Source organism: Litoreibacter ponti (assembly GCF_003054285.1).
Lineage (GTDB): Bacteria > Pseudomonadota > Alphaproteobacteria > Rhodobacterales > Rhodobacteraceae > Litoreibacter > Litoreibacter ponti.
Genome location: NZ_QBKS01000001.1, coordinates 1,845,585 through 1,868,367, shown reverse-complemented (window position 1 = coordinate 1,868,367; position 22,783 = coordinate 1,845,585). Strand labels below are relative to the sequence as shown.

Here is a 22,783-nt window from a genome sequence, read left to right as displayed (position 1 = left end):
GCAGCCTCGCTGCGTACCACATGAAAAGAGCTGGACCCGAAGCAATTTTCGGGTCCGGCTTTCCGCGTCTCAGAGAGGGCTTTGCCGCGCAAAGCTTTTTCTAAGGAGCGGCACAGGTTCGGGAGCACGCCCGTGGGACGGCGCGCAGGTATTGAACCAGACCTCCTTGATCCAAGTGGCATGCCACCCGGCCCCGGGGTGACGTGTCCGAGGAAAATTGAAAGGCACTGACGAGCATGGCTCAAACATACGTTGGTCAAAAACGCATCCGCAAATATTTCGGCAAAATCCGCGAAGTTCTGGCAATGCCGAACCTCATCGAGGTCCAGAAATCCTCCTATGACCTGTTCCTGAAGTCCGGCGACCAGCTGGAGCCGATGGACGGCGAAGGCATCAAGGGTGTCTTCCAGTCGGTCTTCCCCATCAAGGACTTCAACGAGACCGCCGTGCTTGAATTCGTCAAGTACGAGCTGGAGAAGCCCAAATACGACGTCGAAGAGTGCCAGCAGCGCGACATGACCTACAGCGCCCCGCTGAAAGTCACCCTGCGCCTGATCGTGTTCGATATCGACGAAGACACCGGCGCCAAGTCGGTCAAGGACATCAAGGAGCAGGACGTCTTCATGGGCGACATGCCCCTGATGACCCCGAACGGGACGTTCGTTGTGAACGGCACCGAGCGCGTGATCGTATCCCAGATGCACCGCTCCCCCGGCGTGTTCTTCGACCACGACAAGGGCAAGACCCACTCTTCGGGCAAACTGCTCTTCGCCTGCCGCATCATCCCCTACCGCGGCAGCTGGCTGGACTTCGAGTTCGACGCCAAGGACATCGTGTTCGCGCGCATCGACCGCCGCCGCAAACTGCCCGTCTCGACCCTGCTCTATGCCCTTGGCCTGGACCAGGAAGGCATCATGAATGCCTATTACGACACGGTCACCTTCAAGCAGGTGAAGAACAAGGGCTGGGCCACCAAGTTCTTCCCCGAGCGCATCAAGGGCACCAAGCCGACCATGGACGTGGTCGACGCCAAGACCGGCGAAGTGATCGCCGAGGCTGGCAAGAAAGTCACCCCGCGCGCCGTCAAGAAGCTGATCGACGACGGCTCCGTCACCGATATCCTGCTGCCGTTCGAAGGCATCGTGGGCCGCTTCGTGGCGCAAGACATCATCAACGAAGAGACCGGCGAGATCTGGGTCGAAGCGGGCGATGAGCTGACATGGGAACTCGACAAGAATGACGAGGTCACCGGTGGCACCCTGAAGACACTGATCGACAATGGCGTAACCGAAATCCCGGTTCTCGACATCGACGGCATCAATGTGGGCCCCTACATCCGCAACACCGTCGCGCAGGACAAGAACTTCAGCCGCGAGACCGCGCTGATGGACATCTACCGCGTCATGCGCCCGGGCGAGCCGCCCACCGTCGAGAGCGCCTCCGCGCTGTTTGACACGCTGTTCTTCGACAGCGAGCGCTACGACCTGTCCGCCGTGGGCCGGGTCAAGATGAACATGCGTCTTGATCTCGACGCCGAAGACACCGTGCGCACTCTGCGCCGCGAAGACATCATCGCCTGCATCAAGGCGCTGGTGGATCTGCGCGACGGGCGCGGCGACATCGACGACATCGACCACCTTGGCAACCGCCGGGTGCGTTCGGTCGGCGAGCTGATGGAGAACCAGTACCGCGTCGGTCTGCTCCGTATGGAGCGTGCGATCAAAGAGCGTATGTCCTCGGTCGAAATCGACACCGTGATGCCACAGGACCTGATCAACGCCAAGCCCGCCGCGGCGGCTGTGCGTGAATTCTTCGGCTCCTCGCAGCTGTCGCAGTTCATGGACCAGACCAACCCGCTGTCGGAAGTGACGCATAAGCGTCGCCTGTCCGCGCTTGGGCCGGGCGGTCTGACCCGCGAGCGCGCTGGTTTCGAGGTGCGCGACGTGCACCCGACCCATTACGGTCGCATGTGCCCGATTGAGACACCGGAAGGGCCGAACATTGGTCTGATCAACTCGCTGGCGACCTTCGCCCGTGTGAACAAATATGGCTTCATCGAGACGCCGTATCGCAAGGTCGAAAACGGCTCTGTCACCGACGAGGTGGTCTACCTATCGGCCACCGAAGAGCAGCGTCACACCGTGGCGCAGGCCAATGCGACGCTGACCGACGATGGCCAGTTCGTCAACGATCTGGTCACCAGCCGGAAGGGCGGGGAGTACCCGCTGTCGCCCAAAGGCGAAGTCGACCTGATCGACGTGAGCCCGAAGCAGTTGGTCTCGGTCGCAGCCTCGCTGATCCCGTTCCTTGAGAATGACGACGCCAACCGCGCCTTGATGGGCTCGAACATGCAACGTCAGGCTGTGCCGCTTCTGCAGGCCGATGCGCCCTACGTGGGCACGGGCATCGAGGGCGTCGTGGCAACGGATTCCGGCGCTGCCATCCAGGCCGCCCGTGGCGGCATCATCGACCAGGTGGACGCCACCCGGATCGTGGTACGCGTTACGGATGATCTGGAACCCGGCGATCCCGGCGTGGACATCTACCGTCTGCGCAAGTTCCAGCGGTCCAACCAGAACACCTGCATCAACCAGCGTCCGCTGGTGAAGGTGGGCGACGTAGTGTCCGCCGGTCAGGTCGTGGCCGATGGCCCGTCGACCGATATGGGCGAGCTGGCGCTTGGTAAGAACGTGCTCGTCGCGTTCATGCCGTGGAATGGCTACAACTACGAGGACTCGATCCTGATCTCCGAGCGCATCGCGCGTGACGACGTCTTCACCTCGATCCATATCGAGGAATTCGAAGTCGCCGCCCGTGACACGAAGCTCGGCCCGGAAGAGATCACCCGCGACATCCCCAATGTCGGCGAGGAAGCCCTGCGCAACCTCGACGAGGCGGGCATCGTCTATATCGGCGCTGACGTCGAGCCGGGCGATATTCTGGTGGGTAAGATCACGCCGAAGGGCGAAAGCCCGATGACGCCGGAAGAAAAGCTTCTGCGTGCCATCTTCGGTGAGAAAGCCTCGGACGTGCGTGACACGTCGCTGCGCGTGAAGCCCGGTGACTTCGGCACCGTGGTGGAAGTGCGTCTGTTCAACCGCCACGGCGTTGAAAAAGACGAGCGCTCGCTGCAGATCGAGCGTGAAGAGATCGAGCGTCTGGCCCGTGACCGCGACGATGAGATGGCCATTCTCGACCGTAACATCTACGCCCGTCTGCAAGGCATGATCCTCGGCAAGAAGGCCGTGAAAGGTCCGAAAGGCGTCAAGCCGAACTCGGAAATCACGCCGGAACTGCTCGAGACCCTGTCGCGCGGCCAATGGTGGCAGCTGGCTCTGGAAGAAGAGACTGAAGCCGCCGCGGTCGAGGCCCTGAACGGCCAGTATGAGGCGCAGAAGAACGCGCTTCAGGCCCGGTTCGAGGACAAGGTCGAGAAGGTCCGCCGTGGCGACGATCTGCCCCCGGGCGTGATGAAGATGGTCAAGGTCTTCGTGGCTGTGAAGCGCAAGCTGCAGCCCGGCGACAAGATGGCCGGTCGTCACGGCAACAAGGGTGTGATCTCGAAAGTGGTCCCGATGGAGGACATGCCGTTCCTCGAGGATGGTACCCCTGTCGACTTCTGTCTGAACCCGCTGGGCGTGCCGTCGCGCATGAACGTCGGTCAGATCCTCGAGACCCACATGGGCTGGGCCGCACGCGGTTTGGGCCTGAAGATCGACGACGCGCTCGACGAGTTCAAACGCTCCGGCGACAGCCAGCCGGTGCGCGAAGCGCTCGAGCACGCTTATGGCTCCGAGACGTATGATGAGGCCTTCGGCGCGATGCGCGAAGAGGACATGATCGAAAGCGCCGAGGCGGTCCGCCGCGGTGTGCCGATCGCCACGCCTGTGTTCGACGGGGCCAAAGAGGCCGATGTCAACGAGGCGCTGACGAAGGCCGGTTTCGATACCTCCGGTCAGTCGGTCCTGTTCGACGGTCGCACGGGTGAGCAATTCGCGCGCCCCGTGACCGTGGGCGTAAAGTACCTGCTCAAGCTGCACCACCTTGTCGACGACAAGATCCACGCACGCTCCACCGGGCCGTACTCGCTCGTCACGCAGCAGCCGCTGGGTGGTAAGGCGCAGTTCGGCGGCCAGCGCTTCGGTGAGATGGAAGTCTGGGCGCTCGAAGCCTACGGCGCCGCCTACACCCTGCAGGAGATGCTGACGGTGAAGTCGGACGACGTGGCGGGCCGGACCAAGGTCTACGAGAGCATCGTCAAGGGCGAGGACAATTTCGAGGCCGGTATCCCGGAATCGTTCAATGTGCTCGTGAAAGAAGTCAGGGGCCTTGGCCTCAACATGGAACTCCTGGATGCGGAGGGTGAGGAATAGGGACCAAAAAGCGTTTTCGAAAACGCTTTTGAAAGGGCCTTCGAAGGCCCTTTCCCCTCCCAGCCCAAACGTCCCAATTCAAGGAATTGAAAATGAACCAGGAACTGACAACCAACCCGTTCAACCCGATCGCTCCGCCGAAAAGCTTTGACGAGATCAAGGTCTCGCTGGCCTCGCCCGAGCGCATCTTGTCGTGGTCCTATGGCGAGATCAAAAAGCCCGAGACCATCAACTACCGTACGTTCAAGCCCGAGCGTGACGGCCTGTTCTGCGCGCGTATCTTTGGCCCGATCAAGGACTACGAATGCCTGTGCGGCAAATACAAGCGCATGAAGTATCGCGGCGTTGTCTGCGAGAAATGCGGCGTGGAAGTCACGCTTCAGAAAGTGCGCCGCGAGCGTATGGGCCATATCGAGCTGGCAGCCCCCGTCGCCCACATCTGGTTCCTCAAGTCGCTGCCCAGCCGCATCGGCCTGATGCTGGACATGACCCTGCGCGATCTGGAACGCATTCTCTACTTCGAGAACTACGTGGTGATCGAGCCTGGCCTGACCGACCTGACATACGGCCAGCTGATGAGCGAAGAGGAATTCCTCGACGCGCAGGACGCCTATGGCATGGACGCCTTCACCGCTAATATCGGCGCGGAAGCGATCCGCGAAATGCTGGCCGCCATCGATCTGGAAGCGGAAGCTGAGCAGCTGCGCGAAGACCTCGCGGAAGCAACTGGTGAGCTGAAGCCCAAGAAGATCATCAAGCGCCTGAAACTGGTGGAGAACTTCCTCGAGTCCGGCAACCGTCCCGAGTGGATGGTACTGACCGTCGTTCCGGTCATCCCGCCAGAGCTGCGCCCGCTGGTGCCGCTGGATGGGGGCCGCTTCGCGACCTCCGACCTGAACGATCTGTACCGCCGCGTGATCAACCGGAACAACCGCCTGAAGCGCCTGATCGAGCTGCGCGCGCCCGACATCATCGTGCGTAACGAGAAGCGGATGCTGCAGGAATCCGTCGATGCGCTGTTCGACAACGGTCGTCGTGGCCGGACCATCACGGGGGCCAACAAGCGCCCGCTGAAGTCGCTGTCCGACATGCTGAAAGGCAAGCAGGGCCGCTTCCGTCAGAACCTTCTCGGCAAGCGCGTCGACTTCTCGGGTCGTTCGGTCATCGTGACGGGGCCGGAGCTGAAGTTGCACCAGTGCGGCCTGCCCAAGAAGATGGCGCTCGAGCTGTTCAAGCCGTTCATCTACTCGCGGCTGGAGGCCAAGGGCCTCAGCTCGACGGTGAAACAGGCCAAGAAGCTGGTCGAAAAAGAGCGCCCCGAAGTGTGGGATATCCTCGACGAGGTGATCCGCGAGCATCCGGTCATGCTGAACCGTGCGCCCACACTGCACCGTCTTGGCATCCAGGCGTTCGAGCCGGTTCTGATCGAAGGCAAGGCCATCCAGCTGCACCCGCTGGTCTGTTCCGCCTTCAACGCCGACTTTGACGGCGACCAGATGGCTGTGCACGTGCCGCTGAGCCTTGAGGCGCAGCTGGAAGCCCGCGTCCTGATGATGTCCACGAACAACGTTCTGTCGCCCGCCAACGGTGCGCCGATCATCGTGCCGTCGCAGGACATGATCCTTGGCCTGTATTACATCTCGATGCAGCGCGATGGCATGAAGGGCGAAGGCAAGATCTTTGCCGATGTGGAAGAGGTCCAGCACGCGCTGGACGCGGGCGAAGTGCATCTGCATGCCAAAATCCAGGCCCGCCTGCCGCAGATCGACGAAGAGGGCAACGAAGTGATGACCCGCTTCGAGACCACGCCCGGTCGCGTCCGCCTTGGCGCGCTGCTGCCTTTGAACGCGAAAGCGCCGTTCAGCCTGGTCAACCGTTTGCTTCGCAAGAAGGAAGTGCAGCAGGTCATCGACACCGTCTACCGCTATTGCGGCCAGAAAGAATCGGTCATCTTCTGCGACCAGATCATGTCCATGGGCTTCAAGGAAGCCTTCAAGGCCGGTATCTCGTTTGGCAAGGACGACATGCTGATCCCGGACACCAAGTGGCCGATCGTGGATGACACCCGCAATCAGGTCAAAGAGTTCGAACAGCAGTACATGGACGGCCTGATCACCCAGGGCGAGAAGTACAACAAGGTGATCGATGCCTGGTCAAAGTGTAACGATCAGGTCACCGAGGCCATGATGTCGAACATCTCGGAGGCCGGCACCGACGACGCTGGCGCCGAGAAGGAGCCGAACTCGGTCTACATGATGGCGCACTCCGGGGCCCGTGGCTCTGTCACCCAGATGAAGCAGCTGGGCGGCATGCGCGGCCTGATGGCCAAGCCGAATGGCGAGATCATCGAGACGCCGATCATCTCGAACTTCAAGGAAGGTCTGACCGTGCTGGAGTACTTCAACTCCACCCACGGCGCCCGGAAGGGTCTGTCGGACACCGCCCTGAAGACCGCCAACTCGGGCTACCTGACCCGCCGTCTGGTGGACGTGGCGCAGGACTGCATCGTGCGTATGCATGATTGTGGCACCGAGAACTTCATCAATGCCTCTTCGGCGATCAATGATGGTGAGGTCGTGGCCTCCATTGGCGAGCGTCTGCTGGGGCGGACCGCGGCCGAGGATATTCTTGTGCCCGGCACCGATGAAGTGATCGTGGCCCGCAACGAGCTGATCGACGAGCGCAAGGCCGATGCCATCGACGCGGCGGATATTCCGACCGCCCGGATGCGTTCGCCGCTGACCTGTGAGGCGGAAGAGGGCGTCTGCGCCATGTGCTACGGCCGTGACCTCGCCCGCGGTACGCTGGTCAACACCGGTGAAGCTGTCGGCATCATCGCCGCGCAGTCCATCGGTGAGCCCGGCACCCAGCTGACGATGCGGACCTTCCACATCGGCGGCGTGGCGCAAGGTGGCCAGCAGTCGTTCCTCGAGGCCAGTCAAGAGGGCAAGGTCGCCTTCGAGAACGCCTCGATCCTGAAGAACGCCAATGGCGAGCAGGTGGTCATGGGCCGGAACATGCAGCTCACCATCACCGACGACAACGGCACCGAGCGGGCTCGCCACAAGATCGGCTACGGCTCCAAGCTGCACGTCAAGGATGGCGCCAAGGTTACCCGTGGCGACAAGCTGTTCGAGTGGGACCCCTACACCCTGCCGATCATCGCCGAGAAGGACGGTAAGGCCCGCTTCGTGGACCTGATCTCCGGCATCGCGGTGCGCGACGAGACCGACGAGGCGACGGGCATGACCCAGAAGATCGTGGTCGACTGGCGGGCGGCGCCGAAAGGCAACGACCTGAAGCCCGAGATCATCCTCGAAGGCCCCGATGGCGAGCCCATGCGTCTGGAGAATGGCAACCCTGCCACTTACCCGATGTCCGTGGACGCCATCCTGTCCATCGAAGATGGCCAGGACATCGTGGCCGGTGACGTGGTCGCGCGTATCCCGCGTGAGGGTGCCAAGACCAAGGACATCACCGGTGGTCTGCCCCGTGTGGCCGAACTCTTTGAGGCACGTCGCCCCAAGGACCACGCCATCATCGCGGAAATCGACGGCTATGTGCGGTTCGGCAAGGACTACAAGAACAAGCGCCGTATCGCGATCGAAAGCTCCGAGGACTCGGATACCAAGGTCGAATACATGGTGCCAAAGGGCAAACATATCCCCGTGGCCGAAGGCGACTTCGTCCAGAAAGGCGACTACATCATGGATGGCAACCCCGCCCCCCATGACATCCTCGCCATCATGGGTGTGGAGGCGCTCGCCGATTACATGATCGACGAGGTTCAGGACGTCTACCGCCTGCAAGGTGTGAAGATCAACGACAAGCACATCGAGGTGATCGTGCGCCAGATGCTCCAGAAGTGGGAAATTCAGTCCTCCGGGACGACGACCCTGCTGAAGGGCGAGCATGTGGACAAGGCAGAGTTCGACGCGGCCAACGAGAAGGCCGTGGCCAAAGGTGGCGAGCCCGCCACCGGCGAGCCGATCCTGCTGGGCATCACCAAGGCGTCGCTGCAGACCCGCAGCTTCATCTCGGCGGCCTCCTTCCAGGAGACCACCCGTGTGCTGACCGAAGCGTCGACCCAAGGCAAGCGCGACAAGCTGATCGGCCTGAAGGAGAACGTCATCGTGGGCCGCCTGATCCCGGCGGGCACCGGTGGCGCGACCCAGAAAATGCGCCGCATCGCCCAGGAGCGCGACAATGTCGTCATCGAGGCGCGCAAGGCGGAAGCCGAAGCCGCTCTGGCCTTGGCCGCTCCGGAAGAAGCGCCGATGGGCGACGATCCGATGGAGACCATCATGGTCGACACGCCGGAAAGCCGCGACGAATAAGCGTTACCTGACGTAGAGATGAAAAGCCCCGCCGGAGAAATCCGGCGGGGCTTTTTCTTTTGGCGGGGAAGGCCGTTGGAACGGCCTTTCCAACGCGAATCGAAATTCGCGTCGAAAGCGTCTTCCAAGACGCTTTTCGGCTCACCCTTCACCGCGAAGCGCTTATTCCAAACGGTCAGGCAACCCGCGTCCGTTGTTCCACCATCGATGGGGGTTGGTGCTATTGGGATCATATCGCGCCCGGCTCGCCCAGTCCTCGCGCACGAAGATCACAGGCTCCTCGTAGTGATGCACCTCGATGATCGCGTCCATCACCCGTTCCAGCGCGGCGAGGTCCCGCTCGATGGAAATCTTCAGCTCGACCATCGGATAGGTTTCCGTCGCGCCCGCGTCGAACCCCTCGACATGGGTGGTCGTGGTGGACCCGGGCTCGGGCTGCGCGGTCTCCCGCCCGACCGCCGAGATCGACGCGTTGCGCTGATAGCGCCCGAAGCTCAGCGGATGCACCGCCATCACCGCATCGAGGATGTGGTCCGTGTCTTCGGGAAGGGTCTGCACCTCCAAGGTCCAGACCGGCACCAATTTGCCGGAGGCGGCGCGGTACGTGCTGAGATCGCTCATGGGGTTGCTCCTATTGATACGGAACCCTCCCACGAAAAAGGCCCGCTCGGGAAGAGCGGGCCTTCATCGGATCAGCGCGGCATCACTTCAACTTGCTGACCACATTGTCGGCGAAGGCGTCGATCATGCCATCGTAGTAATGCGGGCTGTCATAGAGCGCACCGTCGGTGTCCGCGGTCTGCGGAAAAAAGGCGGCGGCCTGCTCGTAGCTCACTTTCAGCGTGTATTTCGGCTCGCCCGAGATCTTTACGTCGCCAATCAGGAAGTTCTCCTCCAGCCCCAGCGTGCTTTCGAAGCTGTTGGCCAGTGACACTTCGTCAAGGTCGATCTCGACCGACGCGCCCTCCTCCGACAATTGCGGGGTCAGGCGCTCGATGATCGCGACCTCCAGATCGTCGGCGATCTCGTTCCAGTAGGTGGCGGCCCTTTCGTTCTCCAGCGCGGCCAGATCTACGTTGACAGTGACCTGTTCCACAGGGGTCATTGCGGTGGCGGCGCTGGCCCCCAGCAAGATCAACGCGGCAGCGGCGGGTCTTGTGTATGTATTCAGCATGCAAACATCCTTTCTGGTTGTGATGTCTGCTGGGTGAACGGGCAGGTTTCGGGGCCTGTTCCTTCACGCCATCGTGCGCAGGCGGAAACTAGCCCATCGCGGCTGCGCGAGGGATCGGGGCAAGCAGGACCTGCGCCTCGAATTGGCGCAGGATCGGGCGTGCGGTCTCGACATGCTGGATGGCTTGCAAAGAGACGCCATCACGGACGGCCCAGCTTGCCTGCTGCCGCATCAGTCGCGACGCCAGATCACCGGTGAACAGGCTCTCCGACCACGCGCCCGCGGCGCGGATCACCTCGTGGCGCGCGAAAAGCAGATGAATGTAGGTGACCGATCCATGGGGCGCCGCCAGCTCGACCCCGGGCTGCCCGATGAAGAACCGAGCCGCCGCAAGCGCCTCTCGCGTGCCCATGAGCATCTCGCTGAGCTCGCTTGCCAGCAGCATCCGGTGCTGCGCCGACACGGCCAGAGGCCTGTCATTGCCGATCGCACCAGGCGCAAACCGCACCGGCCACAGGTCAGGATTGCGGCGCAGCTGGCGACGGTCCAGCACCGTGCGCGCGACCGCCTGCACGGGCACAGGGCCATGATCGCGTGAATTGACCAGATCGCCGGGCCGCAGCTCCTCAACGGGGCGCGGCCCGCTTGGCGTGTCGATCAGACAGCCTGCCACGAAACAGGGAACATCCGGGTCACCCGGCGTCGGGTCGGTCTCGACCAGAACGCCGTTCTCATCGCGGGCAAAGGCGCGTCCGTTGGGCGCGGAGCTGTCGATGCTCTCGCCCGCGCCCGATTGGTTGGTGCCGGGAAAGCCGTCGGGCAGCGTGGGCGTCCGGGGTGGGTTGCCATAGGACAGCACGACGTACTCGCCCGTCGCCGTGTTCACCAGAAAGATCGAATCGAACTTCTGCCCTTCGCCATCGGGCAGCCAATTGACGCTGTTGGTGTTGATCTGGTTGCCGGTCTCGTCGGTCGCCTCGTAAAGGCCCGATCCGGCGGGCGGCGTGCCCTGATATTCGCCAAGCACCGTCGCCGTGGCACCCGGGGCCAGCGTGTCGCCGGACTGGAACGCGTGCAGCAGACCCTCTTTCTCGGACCACAGCTGATAGGTGCTCAGGTCGATGACGTTGCCGGATGTGTTCTGGATCTCGATGAATTCGTCGGCCTTGTTGGCCTGCCCATCGCCGTCCACGTCCACGGCAGAGCTCCCGGCGTTGTCGGCCAGGATCTCGGCAATGAAGACGCCGCTGGAGAGTTTGTCGGCCATACGCAATCCATTCGTTACAACGCCTCTTCTGGCCGCCAAATGCGGAGCCACCCGGCCCGGAGCACGGCAATCTCAAGACCATCGCGGGGCATTTTTCGGACTGACGCGCGCGATTTGCGCTGTCTCGGGCCGCGTGGCGCTGCTACGCCTGCCGCCATGGCACTGTCGGAGAACATGCGCGGGGCGCTCTTCATGGTGGGCTCGATGACGGCCTTCACCGTCAATGACGCGTGCATGAAGGCCCTGTCGGATGAGCTGCCGCTGTTTCAGGCGATGTTCCTGCGCTCCTTGGGCGTGCTCGCCTTCATGGGGGCCATGGCATGGCGCGCGGGGGTCTTTCACACGCCGGTGCCGCGCGCGGACCGCTGGCTGATCGCCCTGCGGACGCTGGTCGAGGCGGCGGCGGCGGGGTTCTTCATCTCCGCGCTGTTCAACATGCCGATCGCCAACATCACCGCCATCCTGCAGGCGCTGCCCCTGACGGTGACGCTGGCGGGGGCTTTCGTGTTTCGCGAGCAGGTTGGCTGGCGCAGGTTGACTGCAATCCTCGTGGGGTTGGCGGGGGTCCTACTGATCGTGCGGCCCGGCACAGAGGGGTTCAACACCTACTCGGTCTACGCGCTGATCGCGGTGGCCCTGGTCACCGTGCGCGACCTGTGCGCCCGGCGCATCTCGCGCGAGGTGCCGACGATGACGATTGCGATCTCGGCGGCCTTCGGGGTCGGGGGCTTTTCGGGGCTCGCCTCGATCGGGACGCAGTGGCAGCCGGTCTCGGGGCTGGCGCTGCTGCAGCTTGGCGGCGCGGCGCTGTTCGTGATCGGCGGCTACTTGTTTTCGGTGCTGGCGATGAGGTCGGGCGAGATCGCCTTCGTCGCGCCGTTTCGCTACTCCAGCCTGCTGGTCGCGCTGATCCTTGGCTACGCGGTATTTGGCGATTGGCCCGATGTGCTGACCATGGTCGGCGCGTCCATCGTGGTGGGGGCAGGGGGCTATACGCTGTGGCGCGAGCAGCGCCTGATCGCGCGCGGCCTGCGCCTCAGGTAGGCTGCGTCCACACGGCGCGCACCGGCAGCTGTTGACACCCACCCGCAACCCTTTTATTGAGCGCCTCAATAGGCCGGGGTACGCCCGGTTTGATGCCAAAATCTAGTGGTCACGATCCGGACGCGTTTTGAGTGTCTCGATCCTCTGTAACTCCACCGCGCGGATCCCAGGTAGGGCTAACCCGCTGCGGGTCTTTGTGTTTGCGGACGCGCGAGCGCGAAAAATGAATAAACGGGACGCGCGTCCCAAACGATGATGCAAGCAAGGGGAAACCTGAATGCCAACGATCCAGCAGCTGATCCGCAAGCCGCGGCAGCCGAAACGCAAGACCTCGAAGTCCATGCACCTGCAGGAGTGCCCGCAAAAGCGTGGCGTCTGCACCCGCGTGTACACCACCACGCCGAAGAAGCCGAACTCCGCTATGCGGAAGGTTGCCAAGGTGCGCCTGACCAACGGTTTCGAGGTGATCTCCTACATCCCCGGTGAAAGCCACAACCTGCAGGAGCACTCGGTGGTCCTGATCCGCGGTGGTCGTGTGAAAGACCTTCCCGGTGTGCGCTACCACATCCTGCGCGGCGTGCTGGACACCCAGGGCGTCAAAGACCGTAAGCAACGCCGCTCGAAATACGGCGCGAAGCGTCCGAAGTAAGGAAGAGATCACATGTCACGTCGTCACGCTGCCGAAAAGCGCCAAGTCCTGCCCGACGCCAAGTTTGGTGATCTGGTTCTGACCAAATTCATGAACAACCTGATGATCGACGGCAAGAAGTCGGTCGCAGAGCGTATCGTCTACAACGCGTTCGACCGCGTTGAGGCCAAGCTGAAGAAAGCTCCCGTGGAAGTGTTCCACGAGGCGCTCGAGCTGATCAAACCCTCCGTTGAGGTTCGCTCCCGCCGCGTCGGTGGTGCCACCTACCAGGTGCCCGTCGAAGTGCGCCCCGAGCGCCGTGAGGCGCTGGCCATCCGCTGGCTGATCAAGGCCGCCCGCGCCCGCAACGAGAACACCATGGAAGAGCGCCTCGCAGGCGAGCTGATGGACGCGGTCAACTCCCGCGGCTCGGCCGTCAAGAAGCGCGAAGACACCCACAAGATGGCCGACGCCAACAAAGCGTTCAGCCACTACCGCTGGTAAGGAATTTATCACATGGCACGCGAGTATCCCCTCGAGCTGTACCGCAACTTCGGCATCATGGCGCATATCGATGCCGGCAAGACCACTTGCTCCGAGCGTATCCTGTATTACACCGGCAAGTCCCACAACATCGGTGAGGTGCACGATGGTGCGGCCACCATGGACTGGATGGAGCAGGAGCAGGAGCGCGGGATCACGATTACCTCCGCTGCGACGACCACCTTCTGGGAGCGCACCGAGGACGGGTCCACCCCTGACACGCCCAAGCACCGCATGAACATCATCGACACCCCCGGCCACGTGGACTTCACCATTGAGGTCGAGCGTTCGCTGGCCGTGCTCGACGGTGCTGTCGCCGTGCTGGACGCCAACGCAGGCGTCGAGCCCCAGACCGAGACCGTCTGGCGCCAGGCCGACCGCTACAAGGTTCCGCGCATCGTGTTCGTCAACAAGATGGACAAGATCGGCGCCGACTTCTTCAACTGCGTCCACATGATCCAGGACCGCACGGGCGCCACGCCTGCGCCGATCCAGATCCCCATCGGCTCCGAGAACGAGCTTGAGGGCATCGTGGACCTGGTCACCATGGAAGAGTGGGTCTGGGAAGGCGAAGACCTGGGCGCATCCTGGGTGAAGAAGCCCGTGCGCGACAGCCTGAAAGCCACCGCCGACGAATGGCGCGCCAAGCTGGTCGAGACCGCCGTCGAAATGGACGACGACGCGATGATGGCCTACCTCGAAGGCGAAGAGCCCGACGTGGACACCCTGCGGTCGCTGATCCGCAAGGGCACGCTGGCAATCAAGTTCATCCCCGTGCTCTGTGGCTCGGCCTTCAAGAACAAGGGCGTGCAGCCGCTGCTCAACGCCGTTGTGGACTACCTGCCCAGCCCGCTGGACGTGGTCGACTACATGGGCTTCGCCCCCGGCGACGAGACCGAGACCCGCAACATCGCGCGCCGCGCCGATGACAACATGCCGTTCTCGGGCCTGGCGTTCAAAATCATGAACGACCCCTACATGGGCACGCTGACCTTCACGCGGATTTATTCGGGCACGCTCGCCAAGGGCGACAACCTGATGAACACCACGAAGGGCCGCAAGGAGCGGATTGGCCGGATGGTCATGATGCACTCCAACAAGCAGGACGAGATCACCGAAGCATTCGCAGGTGACATCATCGCGCTGGCGGGTCTGAAGGACACCACCACCGGGGACACGCTGTCCGACGACAAGGAGCAGGTCGTTCTCGAGACGATGACCTTCCCAGATCCGGTGATCGAGATCGCCGTCGAGCCGAAGACCAAGGCCGACCAGGAGAAGATGTCCATGGGTCTGCAGCGCCTTGCCGCCGAAGACCCCTCCTTCCGGGTGGAAACAGACCTCGAGTCCGGTCAGACCATCATGAAGGGTATGGGCGAACTTCACCTCGACATTCTGGTGGATCGCCTGAAGCGCGAGTTCAAGGTCGAGGCCAACATCGGCGCCCCGCAGGTGGCCTACCGCGAGACCATCGGTCACGAGGTCGAGCACACCTACACCCACAAGAAGCAGTCGGGTGGTTCGGGTCAGTTCGGCGAGGTCAAGCTCATCATCACGCCCACGGAGCCCGGCGAAGGGTACTCCTTCGAGAGCCGCATCGTTGGTGGTGCCGTGCCGAAGGAATACATCCCCGGCGTGGAGAAGGGCATCAACTCGGTCATGGATAGCGGCCCGCTGGCCGGCTTCCCCGTGATCGACTTCAAGGTGGCCCTGATCGACGGCAAGTTCCACGACGTGGACTCTTCGGTTCTCGCCTTCGAGATCGCCGCCCGTATGTGTATGCGCGAGGGTATGCGGAAGGCTGGTGCCAAGCTGCTCGAGCCGATCATGAAGGTCGAGGTGGTGACGCCTGAGGAGTATACCGGTGGCATCATCGGCGACCTGACGTCCCGTCGCGGGCAGGTGCAGGGGCAGGATACGCGCGGCAACGCCATCGCGATCGACGCCTTCGTGCCGCTGGCCAACATGTTCGGCTACATCAACACCCTGCGGTCGATGTCCTCGGGCCGGGCGAACTTCACCATGCAGTTCGACCATTACGAGCCGGTGCCGTCCAACATCTCCGAAGAGATCCAGGCAAAATTCGCCTAAGCCCCGCGGGGGCTTGGGCGACCCCGGGCTCGACCCGGGGTCCACATAACGAATTCTAAAGGAGGCCATCATGGCTAAGGAAAAGTTTGAACGCACAAAACCGCACGTTAACATTGGCACGATTGGCCACGTTGACCACGGCAAGACGACGCTGACGGCGGCGATCACGAAGTATTTCGGCGACTTCCAGGCGTATGACCAGATCGACGGCGCGCCGGAAGAGAAGGCCCGCGGGATCACGATCTCGACGGCGCACGTGGAGTACGAGACCGACACGCGCCACTACGCGCACGTCGACTGCCCCGGCCACGCCGACTACGTCAAGAACATGATCACCGGGGCCGCCCAGATGGACGGCGCGATCCTGGTGGTGAACGCCGCCGACGGCCCGATGCCCCAGACCCGCGAGCACATCCTGCTGGGCCGCCAGGTGGGCATCCCGAAGATGGTCGTCTACATGAACAAGGTCGACCAGGTGGACGACGAGGAGCTGCTGGAGCTCGTCGAGATGGAGATCCGCGAGCTGCTGTCCTCCTACGACTACCCCGGCGACGACATCCCCGTCATTCCGGGCTCGGCTCTGGCCGCGATGGAAGGCAACAACCCCGAGATCGGCGAAGAGTCGATCCGCAAGCTGATGGCCGCCGTGGACGAGTACATCCCGACCCCCGAGCGCGCCGTGGACCAGCCCTTCCTGATGCCGATCGAGGACGTGTTCTCGATCTCCGGCCGCGGCACCGTTGTGACCGGCCGTGTCGAGCGTGGCGTGATCAATGTGGGTGACGAGATCGAGATCGTGGGCATCCGCGACACCTCGAAGACCACCTGCACCGGCGTCGAGATGTTCCGCAAGCTGCTGGATCGTGGCGAGGCTGGCGACAACATCGGCGCGCTGCTGCGCGGCGTGGACCGTGAGGGCGTGGAGCGCGGCCAGGTGCTGTGCAAGCCGGGCTCGGTGAAGCCCCACACGAAGTTCGAGGCCGAGGCCTACATCCTGACCAAGGAAGAGGGTGGCCGTCACACGCCGTTCTTCGCCAACTACCGCCCGCAGTTCTACTTCCGCACGACGGATGTGACGGGCACGGTTGAGCTGCCGTCGGGCACCGAGATGGTGATGCCGGGCGACAACCTGAAGTTCGACGTCGAGCTGATCGCGCCCATCGCGATGGAGCAGGGCCTGCGCTTCGCCATCCGCGAGGGCGGCCGGACGGTTGGCGCAGGGGTCGTTTCCAAAATCACCGAGTGATTTTGAAACGGACCCAGTGTGCGGCAGGTGATCGCCAAGGCGATCACCGAGAGCATCACCCGGTAGAAACAGAAAAGGCCGCTTCCAACAGGAGGCGGCCTTTTTCACTACGTCAACACCGCTGAGCACGCCTCAAGCTTTCTAACTCAATAATTCCGACAGCAGACCAAGTTCCTTGGTAAATCCCCTCGCTCCCAAACGCCCAAAATCGGGTCAGGCAGCGAGTGCTCGCTTCAAGCCCTTCGCGATCAGTGGCCGCTCCTACGCGCAATGTGCTTTAGCAGCAATTCCGCGCTTCTGATCGGATGTTGCGCTGAAATCATTGAGTTTTTGGCCGTTGAGATAGCCTTAATTTCTGATACTATTTGCTAGGTAATAATTAATGTGCCGCACAAAATGTGTCGGATTACGAGTGAGGGGAAGTAACGATGAGCGTATCACGCTTTGCTATCGCGATGTTTGCATCTGCGATATCGCTGGGAACCGCGGCTAGCGCCGGAACCGTCAACTACTATCTGGGTAATTCTTCGGGCTTCGGTCCTGACTGTGGCGACGTCGATGCGGGCCCGAACCCGGACGTTGCGCATTGCTCGTCGGGCGGTCTTTCTTTGGACATCTATGGTTATAAGTACAATCCGGCCACGGGCGAGATTGACACCAGCAGGCAGCTTGACCTCGACCAAGGGCACGCATTGTCGATTGGCAGTAATATCGACAATAGGGGCACCGACGAAGCGCTGTTCCTGAGCTTTGGGGCAGACGTCACGCTGAAATCGCTGACCTTTGGGAACGTTGACAGCAATGACGAAGTCCATATCGGTCTTCTGAGCAGCCTGGGTGCCGCTGCAAGCCCGTTCTACTACGCCAATATCCCGGGCACCAATTACACGACCCTGAACCTGTCACCTAGCCTCGGTTTGACCGGGAGCATGTTCGTCGTGGGCACGTCGGTCGACTGTAAACGCCATGAGAGCAAGGATTGCAAAGATGACGACAACTGGACGTTGAAATACGTGAGCGTCCATTACAATCCGGACGACAACGAGCCGGAGCCTGTGCCGCTGCCTGCAGCTGGATGGCTGTTGCTTGCTGGCCTCGGTGGCTTTGGTGCCCTGAAGCGCAAGAAGCGCGCAGCCTGATATCTCGGCACTGATCGAATTCGAAAGGGCGGTTCGCAAGAATCGCCCTTTTTGCATGGGGGCGGATGCCTGCAAGAGACCTTGTGAAATGGGCTTGCGTGGGTAGGCGACTCCCCCTATACGCACCCACATGGAACAGGGGTATGCCACGCATGCCCCTCTTTATGTTCCGAACATAACGACGCGACGAGGGGTGTGGATGAGCCACATTCGTCCAATCCGTTGAGACCCCAAATCCAAGGGGACATGTCATGGCCGCAAGCCAGAACATCCGCATCCGCCTGAAGGCGTTTGACTACCGCGTGTTGGATGCAAGCACCCAAGAGATCGTGAACACCGCAAAGCGCACCGGCGCTGATGTGCGTGGCCCGATCCCGCTGCCCAACAAAATCGAAAAATTCACCGTGCTGCGTGGCCCCCACGTGGACAAGAAGTCCCGCGACCAGTTCGAGATCCGCACCCACAAGCGGCTGCTCGACATCGTGGACCCGACGCCCCAGACCGTGGACGCGCTGATGAAGCTCGACCTGGCAGCCGGCGTCGACGTGCAGATCTCGGTTTAAGGAGGGCTACAGACAATGTTGCGCTCTGGTGTAATTGCGAAGAAGGTCGGCATGACCCGCCTCTTCATGGAAGACGGCAAGCAGATCCCTGTCACCGTTCTTCAACTCGACAAGCTGGAAGTGGTCGCCAACCGCACCATGGAGAAGGACGGCTACACCGCTGTTCAGCTCGGTGCCGGCACCGCGAAGGCGAAACGCACATCCAAAGCCATGCGCGGGCACTTCGCTGCCGCCAAGGTGGAACCCAAGCGCAAGATCGCTGAGTTCCGCGTGGCCGAGGACAACTTGATCCCGGTCGGCGAGGAAATCATCGCCGCGCATTACTTCGAGGGCCAGTTCGTCGATGTGGCGGGCACCTCGATCGGTAAGGGCTTTGCCGGTGCGATGAAGCGGCACAACTTCGGGGGCCTGCGCGCCACCCACGGTGTGTCGATCTCCCACCGCTCCCACGGTTCCACCGGTCAGTGTCAGGACCCCGGCAAGGTGTTCAAGGGCAAGAAGATGGCCGGCCACATGGGCGCTGCCCGCGTGACCACGCAGAACCTGCAGGTCGTCAAGACCGACATCGACCGTGGCCTGATCATGGTGAAGGGTGCTGTGCCCGGCTCCAAGGGTGGCTGGGTCACCATCAAGGATGCGGTCAAGAAGCCGGTCCCTGAGAATGTGATCTATCCTGCCGCTCTGGCGTCCGCCGCCCGTGAGGCCGCGAAAGCCGCCGAAGAGGCCGCCGCCGCCGCCGAAGCCGAAGCCAAAGCCGCCGAGGAAGCCGCAGCCGCAGAGGCCGCCGCCGCCGAGGAAGCCGCGCTGAAGGCCGCCGAAGCAGAAATCGCTGCAGAGAAGGGCGACGATGCCGCCACCGATGCAGCCCCGGAAGGAGACAAGTCCGATGAAAGCTGATGCCATCAAACTGGACGGCAAGAAGGCCGGCTCGGTTGAGCTGGACGACGCCATCTTCGGCCTCGAGCCCCGTGCGGACATCCTGCACCGCGTGGTCCGCTGGCAGCGCAACAACGCGCAGGCCGGCACCCACAAGGTGAAGACTCGCTCGGAAGTGAGCTACTCCACCAAGAAGATCTACCGCCAGAAGGGCACCGGCGGCGCACGCCACGGCGCGCGCTCGGCTCCGATCTTCCGCGGTGGCGGTGTGTACAAGGGCCCGACGCCGCGCAGCCACGGGCATGACCTGCCCAAGAAGGTGCGCAAGCTGGGCCTGATGCACGCGCTGTCGGCGAAAGCCAATGCGGGTGAGCTGGTGATCCTGGACGACATCGCGGTCAAGGACGTGAAGACCAAGGCGCTGGCCGCTCAGGTCCGCGAGCTTGGCTGGAAGCGTGCCCTCATCATCGATGGGGCCGAGATCAACGCCGATTTCGCCAAGGCCGCCCGCAACATCGCCGGTCTGGACGTGCTGCCCTCCATGGGCGCCAACGTCTACGACATCCTGAAACGCGACACTTTGGTGATCACCAAAGCCGGTCTCGAAGCGCTGGAGGCTCGCCTGAAATGAGCACGAAATCAGAGCATTACGACGTGATCCGCAAGCCGATCATCACCGAGAAGGCCACCATGGCCTCCGAGGCGAACGCGGTTGTGTTCGAGGTCGCCATCGACGCCAACAAGCCGATGATCAAAGAGGCGGTAGAAAACCTCTTTGGTGTGAAGGTGAAGGCGGTGAACACCACCATCACCAAAGGCAAGGTCAAGCGGTTCCGGGGCCAACCCGGCCGCCGCAAGGACGTCAAGAAAGCCTATGTAACGCTGGAAGAAGGCAACACGATCGACGTGTCCACCGGTCTTTAAGCCCGTCACAATTTGATTTGAGAAGCCCCGGCTGCGTAGAGCGGTCGGGGCTTTTTTTATGGGACTTGGGGGATGCACAACGCATGCACATCCTATGCACAAACCATGCGCATGGATGTGTGGGGGCTGGAATAGCGAGCGAGTGTCGCTGACACATGGCAAGCCACATAGCATTGCACACGGTTTGGAAAAATCTTGGCTTTTCCAAACAGCGCGGAATCAAGCCGAGGGCGCCGCGCATCGCCAGACCGCTCGAACGGGCTGGCGATTTGGCAGCGCTGGGCACGTCGCATATTTGGAAGATGTACTTGGCGGGGATAAAGCTCTGTCGAAGGGGCGTTGGATCGCCATCCCTCGGTCTGGCGATGCCGGGCAGGTCGTAGAGGTAGACTTAGTCGTACTGATTTGATTAATGCGGCTACAGCCCATCGGTCGTCAAAAGCCTTTGGTTTAGGCTGAAGGGTTGTTAGGTTGATTATCTGTGGGTGAATAGGTGAGTGGCAGAATTGCTGAAAAGACTGTTGAACTGGATTGACTCACACAAGACTGAGCGTCGTGTGGTGGTAGTAGTAGGCATAGTAGGTCTGATCTGGGCGCTAGGTTCAGATGTCCTTAGTTATCTATCATCATCTCAAATATCGAGTAGCGAACGGCATTTGGAGCGAACAGCTGATGCTGTTGAGCGACTGGCCGAGGCGACACTACAGAACCAGACTGCGAGTGAACGCGATGAGGAATTTACCCAGGATTGGATATCAGTCCTTCAAGGCGAGGGTCGTGCTTTTGGGTCTAAAAGCGATGGTAATCAAGCCGTATTAATTCTTGGGTGTGAGCAACGCGTCGATCCTCCGTACCTGTCGATGACGCTTGTTCTTCCTGAAACAGCTGAAGATGCGTTATCGCTGACCGGCGCCTTATATTCGAAGTACTCGGACACCGCGCCAATTAGCGTTGAATTCGAGTTGGACAAATGGAATTCAATAAGAATTCCAATGGAGCCAGTCAGTGAAAACGCGGAAGGGCTTCCCGATGTTTGGAATGTCGGTCGCGATGGAGACACATCGAAGCGCAGTGCAGAGCTTCTTAAAGAACTTGTCAATTTGATGATTTCCAACGGCTATCATCTCACGATCTACGCAAACGAAATCGGAAAGAGCTTTCCAATTTCTGTTTCTACGGCGGGTCTCGGCCAGCTTGAGAGGCAGTCCAAGGACCTTGAAAAGTGCTTAAATGTCTGAGATGTGTGCCTGCTAGTTGCAAATTCGAAGATCGCACACCACCCCCTTGACCCCACACCCCCTTAATCCTAAACACCCACATCGGTTCAGCCCCGGATTCGTCCGGGGCTTTGCTGTTGTCTGAGAAGGCAAAATAGTCGGGGACCTCAGGGGCCCTATACATACATAGGCGGGGCGCGTGTCTCGCCGCTCAGAAACGGAAGACAGAAAGCATGGCACTCAAGTCGTATAAGCCGACGACGCCAGGCCAACGTGGGTTGGTTCTGATCGACCGTTCGGAACTCTGGAAAGGCCGCCCGGTCAAAGCCCTCACCGAAGGGTTGACCAAGAATGGCGGACGGAACAACACCGGACGGATCACAATGCGTCGCAAAGGTGGGGGCGCAAAGCGTCTTTACCGCATCGTAGATTTCAAACGCACCAAATTCGACGTCCCAGCGACGGTAGAGCGGATTGAATATGACCCGAACCGGACCGCGTTTATCGCCCTGGTGAAATATGAAGACGGCGAGCAGGCCTATATCCTTGCTCCGCAGCGCCTTGGCGTCGGCGACACCGTCGTTGCATCGGCCAAGGCCGACGTGAAGCCCGGCAACGCGATGCCGTTCTCGGGCCTGCCCATCGGCACGATCATCCACAACATCGAGCTCAAGCCCGGCAAAGGCGGCCAGATCGCCCGTGCGGCCGGCACCTACGCCCAGTTCGTGGGCCGTGACGGCGGCTACGCCCAGATCCGCCTCAGCTCTGGCGAGCTGCGTCTGGTCCGCCAGGAGTGCATGTGCACCGTCGGTGCCGTGTCGAACCCCGACAACTCCAACCAGAACTTCGGTAAAGCCGGTCGCAATCGCCACAAGGGCATCCGCCCCTCCGTGCGTGGTGTCGTGATGAACCCGGTCGACCACCCGCATGGTGGTGGTGAAGGCCGGACCTCTGGTGGCCGCCACCCGGTTTCGCCCTGGGGCAAGCCCACGAAGGGTGCGCGCACCCGCAACAAGAACAAAGCGTCGCAAAAGCTGATCATCCGCTCGCGTCACGCCAAGAAGAAGGGACGTTAAGATATGTCTCGCTCAGTCTGGAAAGGCCCCTTCGTCGACGCCTATGTGTTGAAGAAGGCCGAGGCCGCCAAAGAAAGCGGCCGCAACGATGTTATCAAGATCTGGTCGCGCCGCTCCACCATCCTGCCGCAGTTCGTGGGCCTCACTTTCGGGGTCTACAATGGTCGCAAGCACATCCCGGTGAATGTCTCCGAGGAAATGATCGGCCAGAAGTTCGGCGAGTACTCCCCGACGCGCACCTATTACGGGCACGCCGCGGACAAGAAAGCGAAGAGGAAGTAAGCC

General features: G+C 61.7%; 18 protein-coding genes. 15 read left to right on the top strand and 3 right to left on the bottom strand.

The features are described from left to right. Nucleotides 1-236: 236 nt before the first annotated feature. Both rpoB and rpoC read left to right on the top strand, forming a co-directional pair. The gene (rpoB, locus tag C8N43_RS09470) at nt 237-4,373 is read left to right on the top strand and encodes a DNA-directed RNA polymerase subunit beta (protein ID WP_107845362.1); all 4,137 of its coding nucleotides are present in this window, start codon (nt 237-239) and stop codon (nt 4,371-4,373) included. Nucleotides 4,374-4,465: 92 nt separating this feature from the next. Beyond that, complete coding sequence (gene rpoC / locus C8N43_RS09465; RefSeq protein ID WP_107845361.1) at nt 4,466-8,710, top strand: DNA-directed RNA polymerase subunit beta'; 4,245 nt, start codon at nt 4,466-4,468, stop codon at nt 8,708-8,710. Nucleotides 8,711-8,872: 162 nt separating this feature from the next. Here rpoC and C8N43_RS09460 read toward each other — a convergent pair whose 3' ends face one another. The 3 genes from C8N43_RS09460 to C8N43_RS09450 form a co-directional block, all read right to left on the bottom strand. Continuing rightward, nucleotides 8,873-9,331, bottom strand: a complete 459-nt coding sequence (locus C8N43_RS09460) for a hypothetical protein (protein ID WP_211308575.1) — start codon at nt 9,329-9,331, stop codon at nt 8,873-8,875. A gap of 82 nt (nt 9,332-9,413) precedes the next feature. Then, complete coding sequence (locus tag C8N43_RS09455; RefSeq protein ID WP_107845360.1) at nt 9,414-9,884, bottom strand: hypothetical protein; 471 nt, start codon at nt 9,882-9,884, stop codon at nt 9,414-9,416. Nucleotides 9,885-9,972: 88 nt separating this feature from the next. Then, nucleotides 9,973-11,151, bottom strand: coding sequence for a Hint domain-containing protein (locus C8N43_RS09450; protein WP_107845359.1), 1,179 nt, complete (start codon nt 11,149-11,151; stop codon nt 9,973-9,975). Nucleotides 11,152-11,307: 156 nt separating this feature from the next. Between C8N43_RS09450 and C8N43_RS09445 the strand changes: the two genes are divergently transcribed. The 13 genes from C8N43_RS09445 (at nt 11,308) to rpsS (ending at nt 22,780) form a co-directional block, all read left to right on the top strand. Further along, nucleotides 11,308-12,195 carry a DMT family transporter gene (locus C8N43_RS09445; protein WP_107845358.1) on the top strand — a complete coding sequence of 296 codons (888 nt, stop codon included), beginning with the start codon at nt 11,308-11,310 and terminating at the stop codon, nt 12,193-12,195. Nucleotides 12,196-12,472: 277 nt separating this feature from the next. Continuing rightward, entirely contained in the window at nt 12,473-12,844 is a 372-nt protein-coding gene (gene rpsL, locus C8N43_RS09440; RefSeq protein WP_107845357.1) for a 30S ribosomal protein S12, read from the top strand. Nucleotides 12,845-12,856: 12 nt separating this feature from the next. After that, nucleotides 12,857-13,327 (top strand): 30S ribosomal protein S7, encoded by a 471-nt coding sequence (gene rpsG, locus C8N43_RS09435; RefSeq protein ID WP_107845356.1) that lies wholly within the window; start codon nt 12,857-12,859, stop codon nt 13,325-13,327. Nucleotides 13,328-13,339: 12 nt separating this feature from the next. Continuing rightward, complete coding sequence (fusA, locus tag C8N43_RS09430; RefSeq protein WP_107845355.1) at nt 13,340-15,457, top strand: elongation factor G; 2,118 nt, start codon at nt 13,340-13,342, stop codon at nt 15,455-15,457. A gap of 70 nt (nt 15,458-15,527) precedes the next feature. Next, nucleotides 15,528-16,703, top strand: coding sequence for an elongation factor Tu (tuf, locus tag C8N43_RS09425; protein WP_107845354.1), 1,176 nt, complete (start codon nt 15,528-15,530; stop codon nt 16,701-16,703). Nucleotides 16,704-17,131: 428 nt separating this feature from the next. Continuing rightward, entirely contained in the window at nt 17,132-17,842 is a 711-nt protein-coding gene (locus C8N43_RS09420; RefSeq protein WP_107845353.1) for a VPLPA-CTERM sorting domain-containing protein, read from the top strand. Nucleotides 17,843-18,093: 251 nt separating this feature from the next. After that, nucleotides 18,094-18,405 carry a 30S ribosomal protein S10 gene (gene rpsJ, locus C8N43_RS09415; protein ID WP_021101968.1) on the top strand — a complete coding sequence of 104 codons (312 nt, stop codon included), beginning with the start codon at nt 18,094-18,096 and terminating at the stop codon, nt 18,403-18,405. Nucleotides 18,406-18,420: 15 nt separating this feature from the next. Next, nucleotides 18,421-19,302: a 50S ribosomal protein L3 gene (gene rplC / locus C8N43_RS09410; protein ID WP_107845352.1), complete on the top strand. Its 882-nt coding sequence runs from the start codon at nt 18,421-18,423 to the stop codon at nt 19,300-19,302. Beyond that, entirely contained in the window at nt 19,292-19,912 is a 621-nt protein-coding gene (gene rplD / locus C8N43_RS09405) for a 50S ribosomal protein L4 (protein WP_107845351.1), read from the top strand. Before rplC ends, rplD begins: the two co-directional genes overlap by 11 nt. Further along, the gene (locus C8N43_RS09400) at nt 19,909-20,205 is read left to right on the top strand and encodes a 50S ribosomal protein L23 (RefSeq protein WP_107845350.1); all 297 of its coding nucleotides are present in this window, start codon (nt 19,909-19,911) and stop codon (nt 20,203-20,205) included. The genes rplD and C8N43_RS09400 overlap by 4 nt, the downstream gene beginning before the upstream one ends. 497 nt (nt 20,206-20,702) lie before the next feature. Then, nucleotides 20,703-21,443, top strand: a complete 741-nt coding sequence (locus C8N43_RS19470; RefSeq protein WP_146174196.1) for a hypothetical protein — start codon at nt 20,703-20,705, stop codon at nt 21,441-21,443. Between the two features lie 212 nt (nt 21,444-21,655). Then, nucleotides 21,656-22,498, top strand: a complete 843-nt coding sequence (rplB, locus tag C8N43_RS09390) for a 50S ribosomal protein L2 (RefSeq protein WP_107845348.1) — start codon at nt 21,656-21,658, stop codon at nt 22,496-22,498. 3 nt (nt 22,499-22,501) lie between these two features. After that, nucleotides 22,502-22,780, top strand: coding sequence for a 30S ribosomal protein S19 (rpsS, locus tag C8N43_RS09385; protein ID WP_107845347.1), 279 nt, complete (start codon nt 22,502-22,504; stop codon nt 22,778-22,780). Nucleotides 22,781-22,783: the final 3 nt, after the last annotated feature.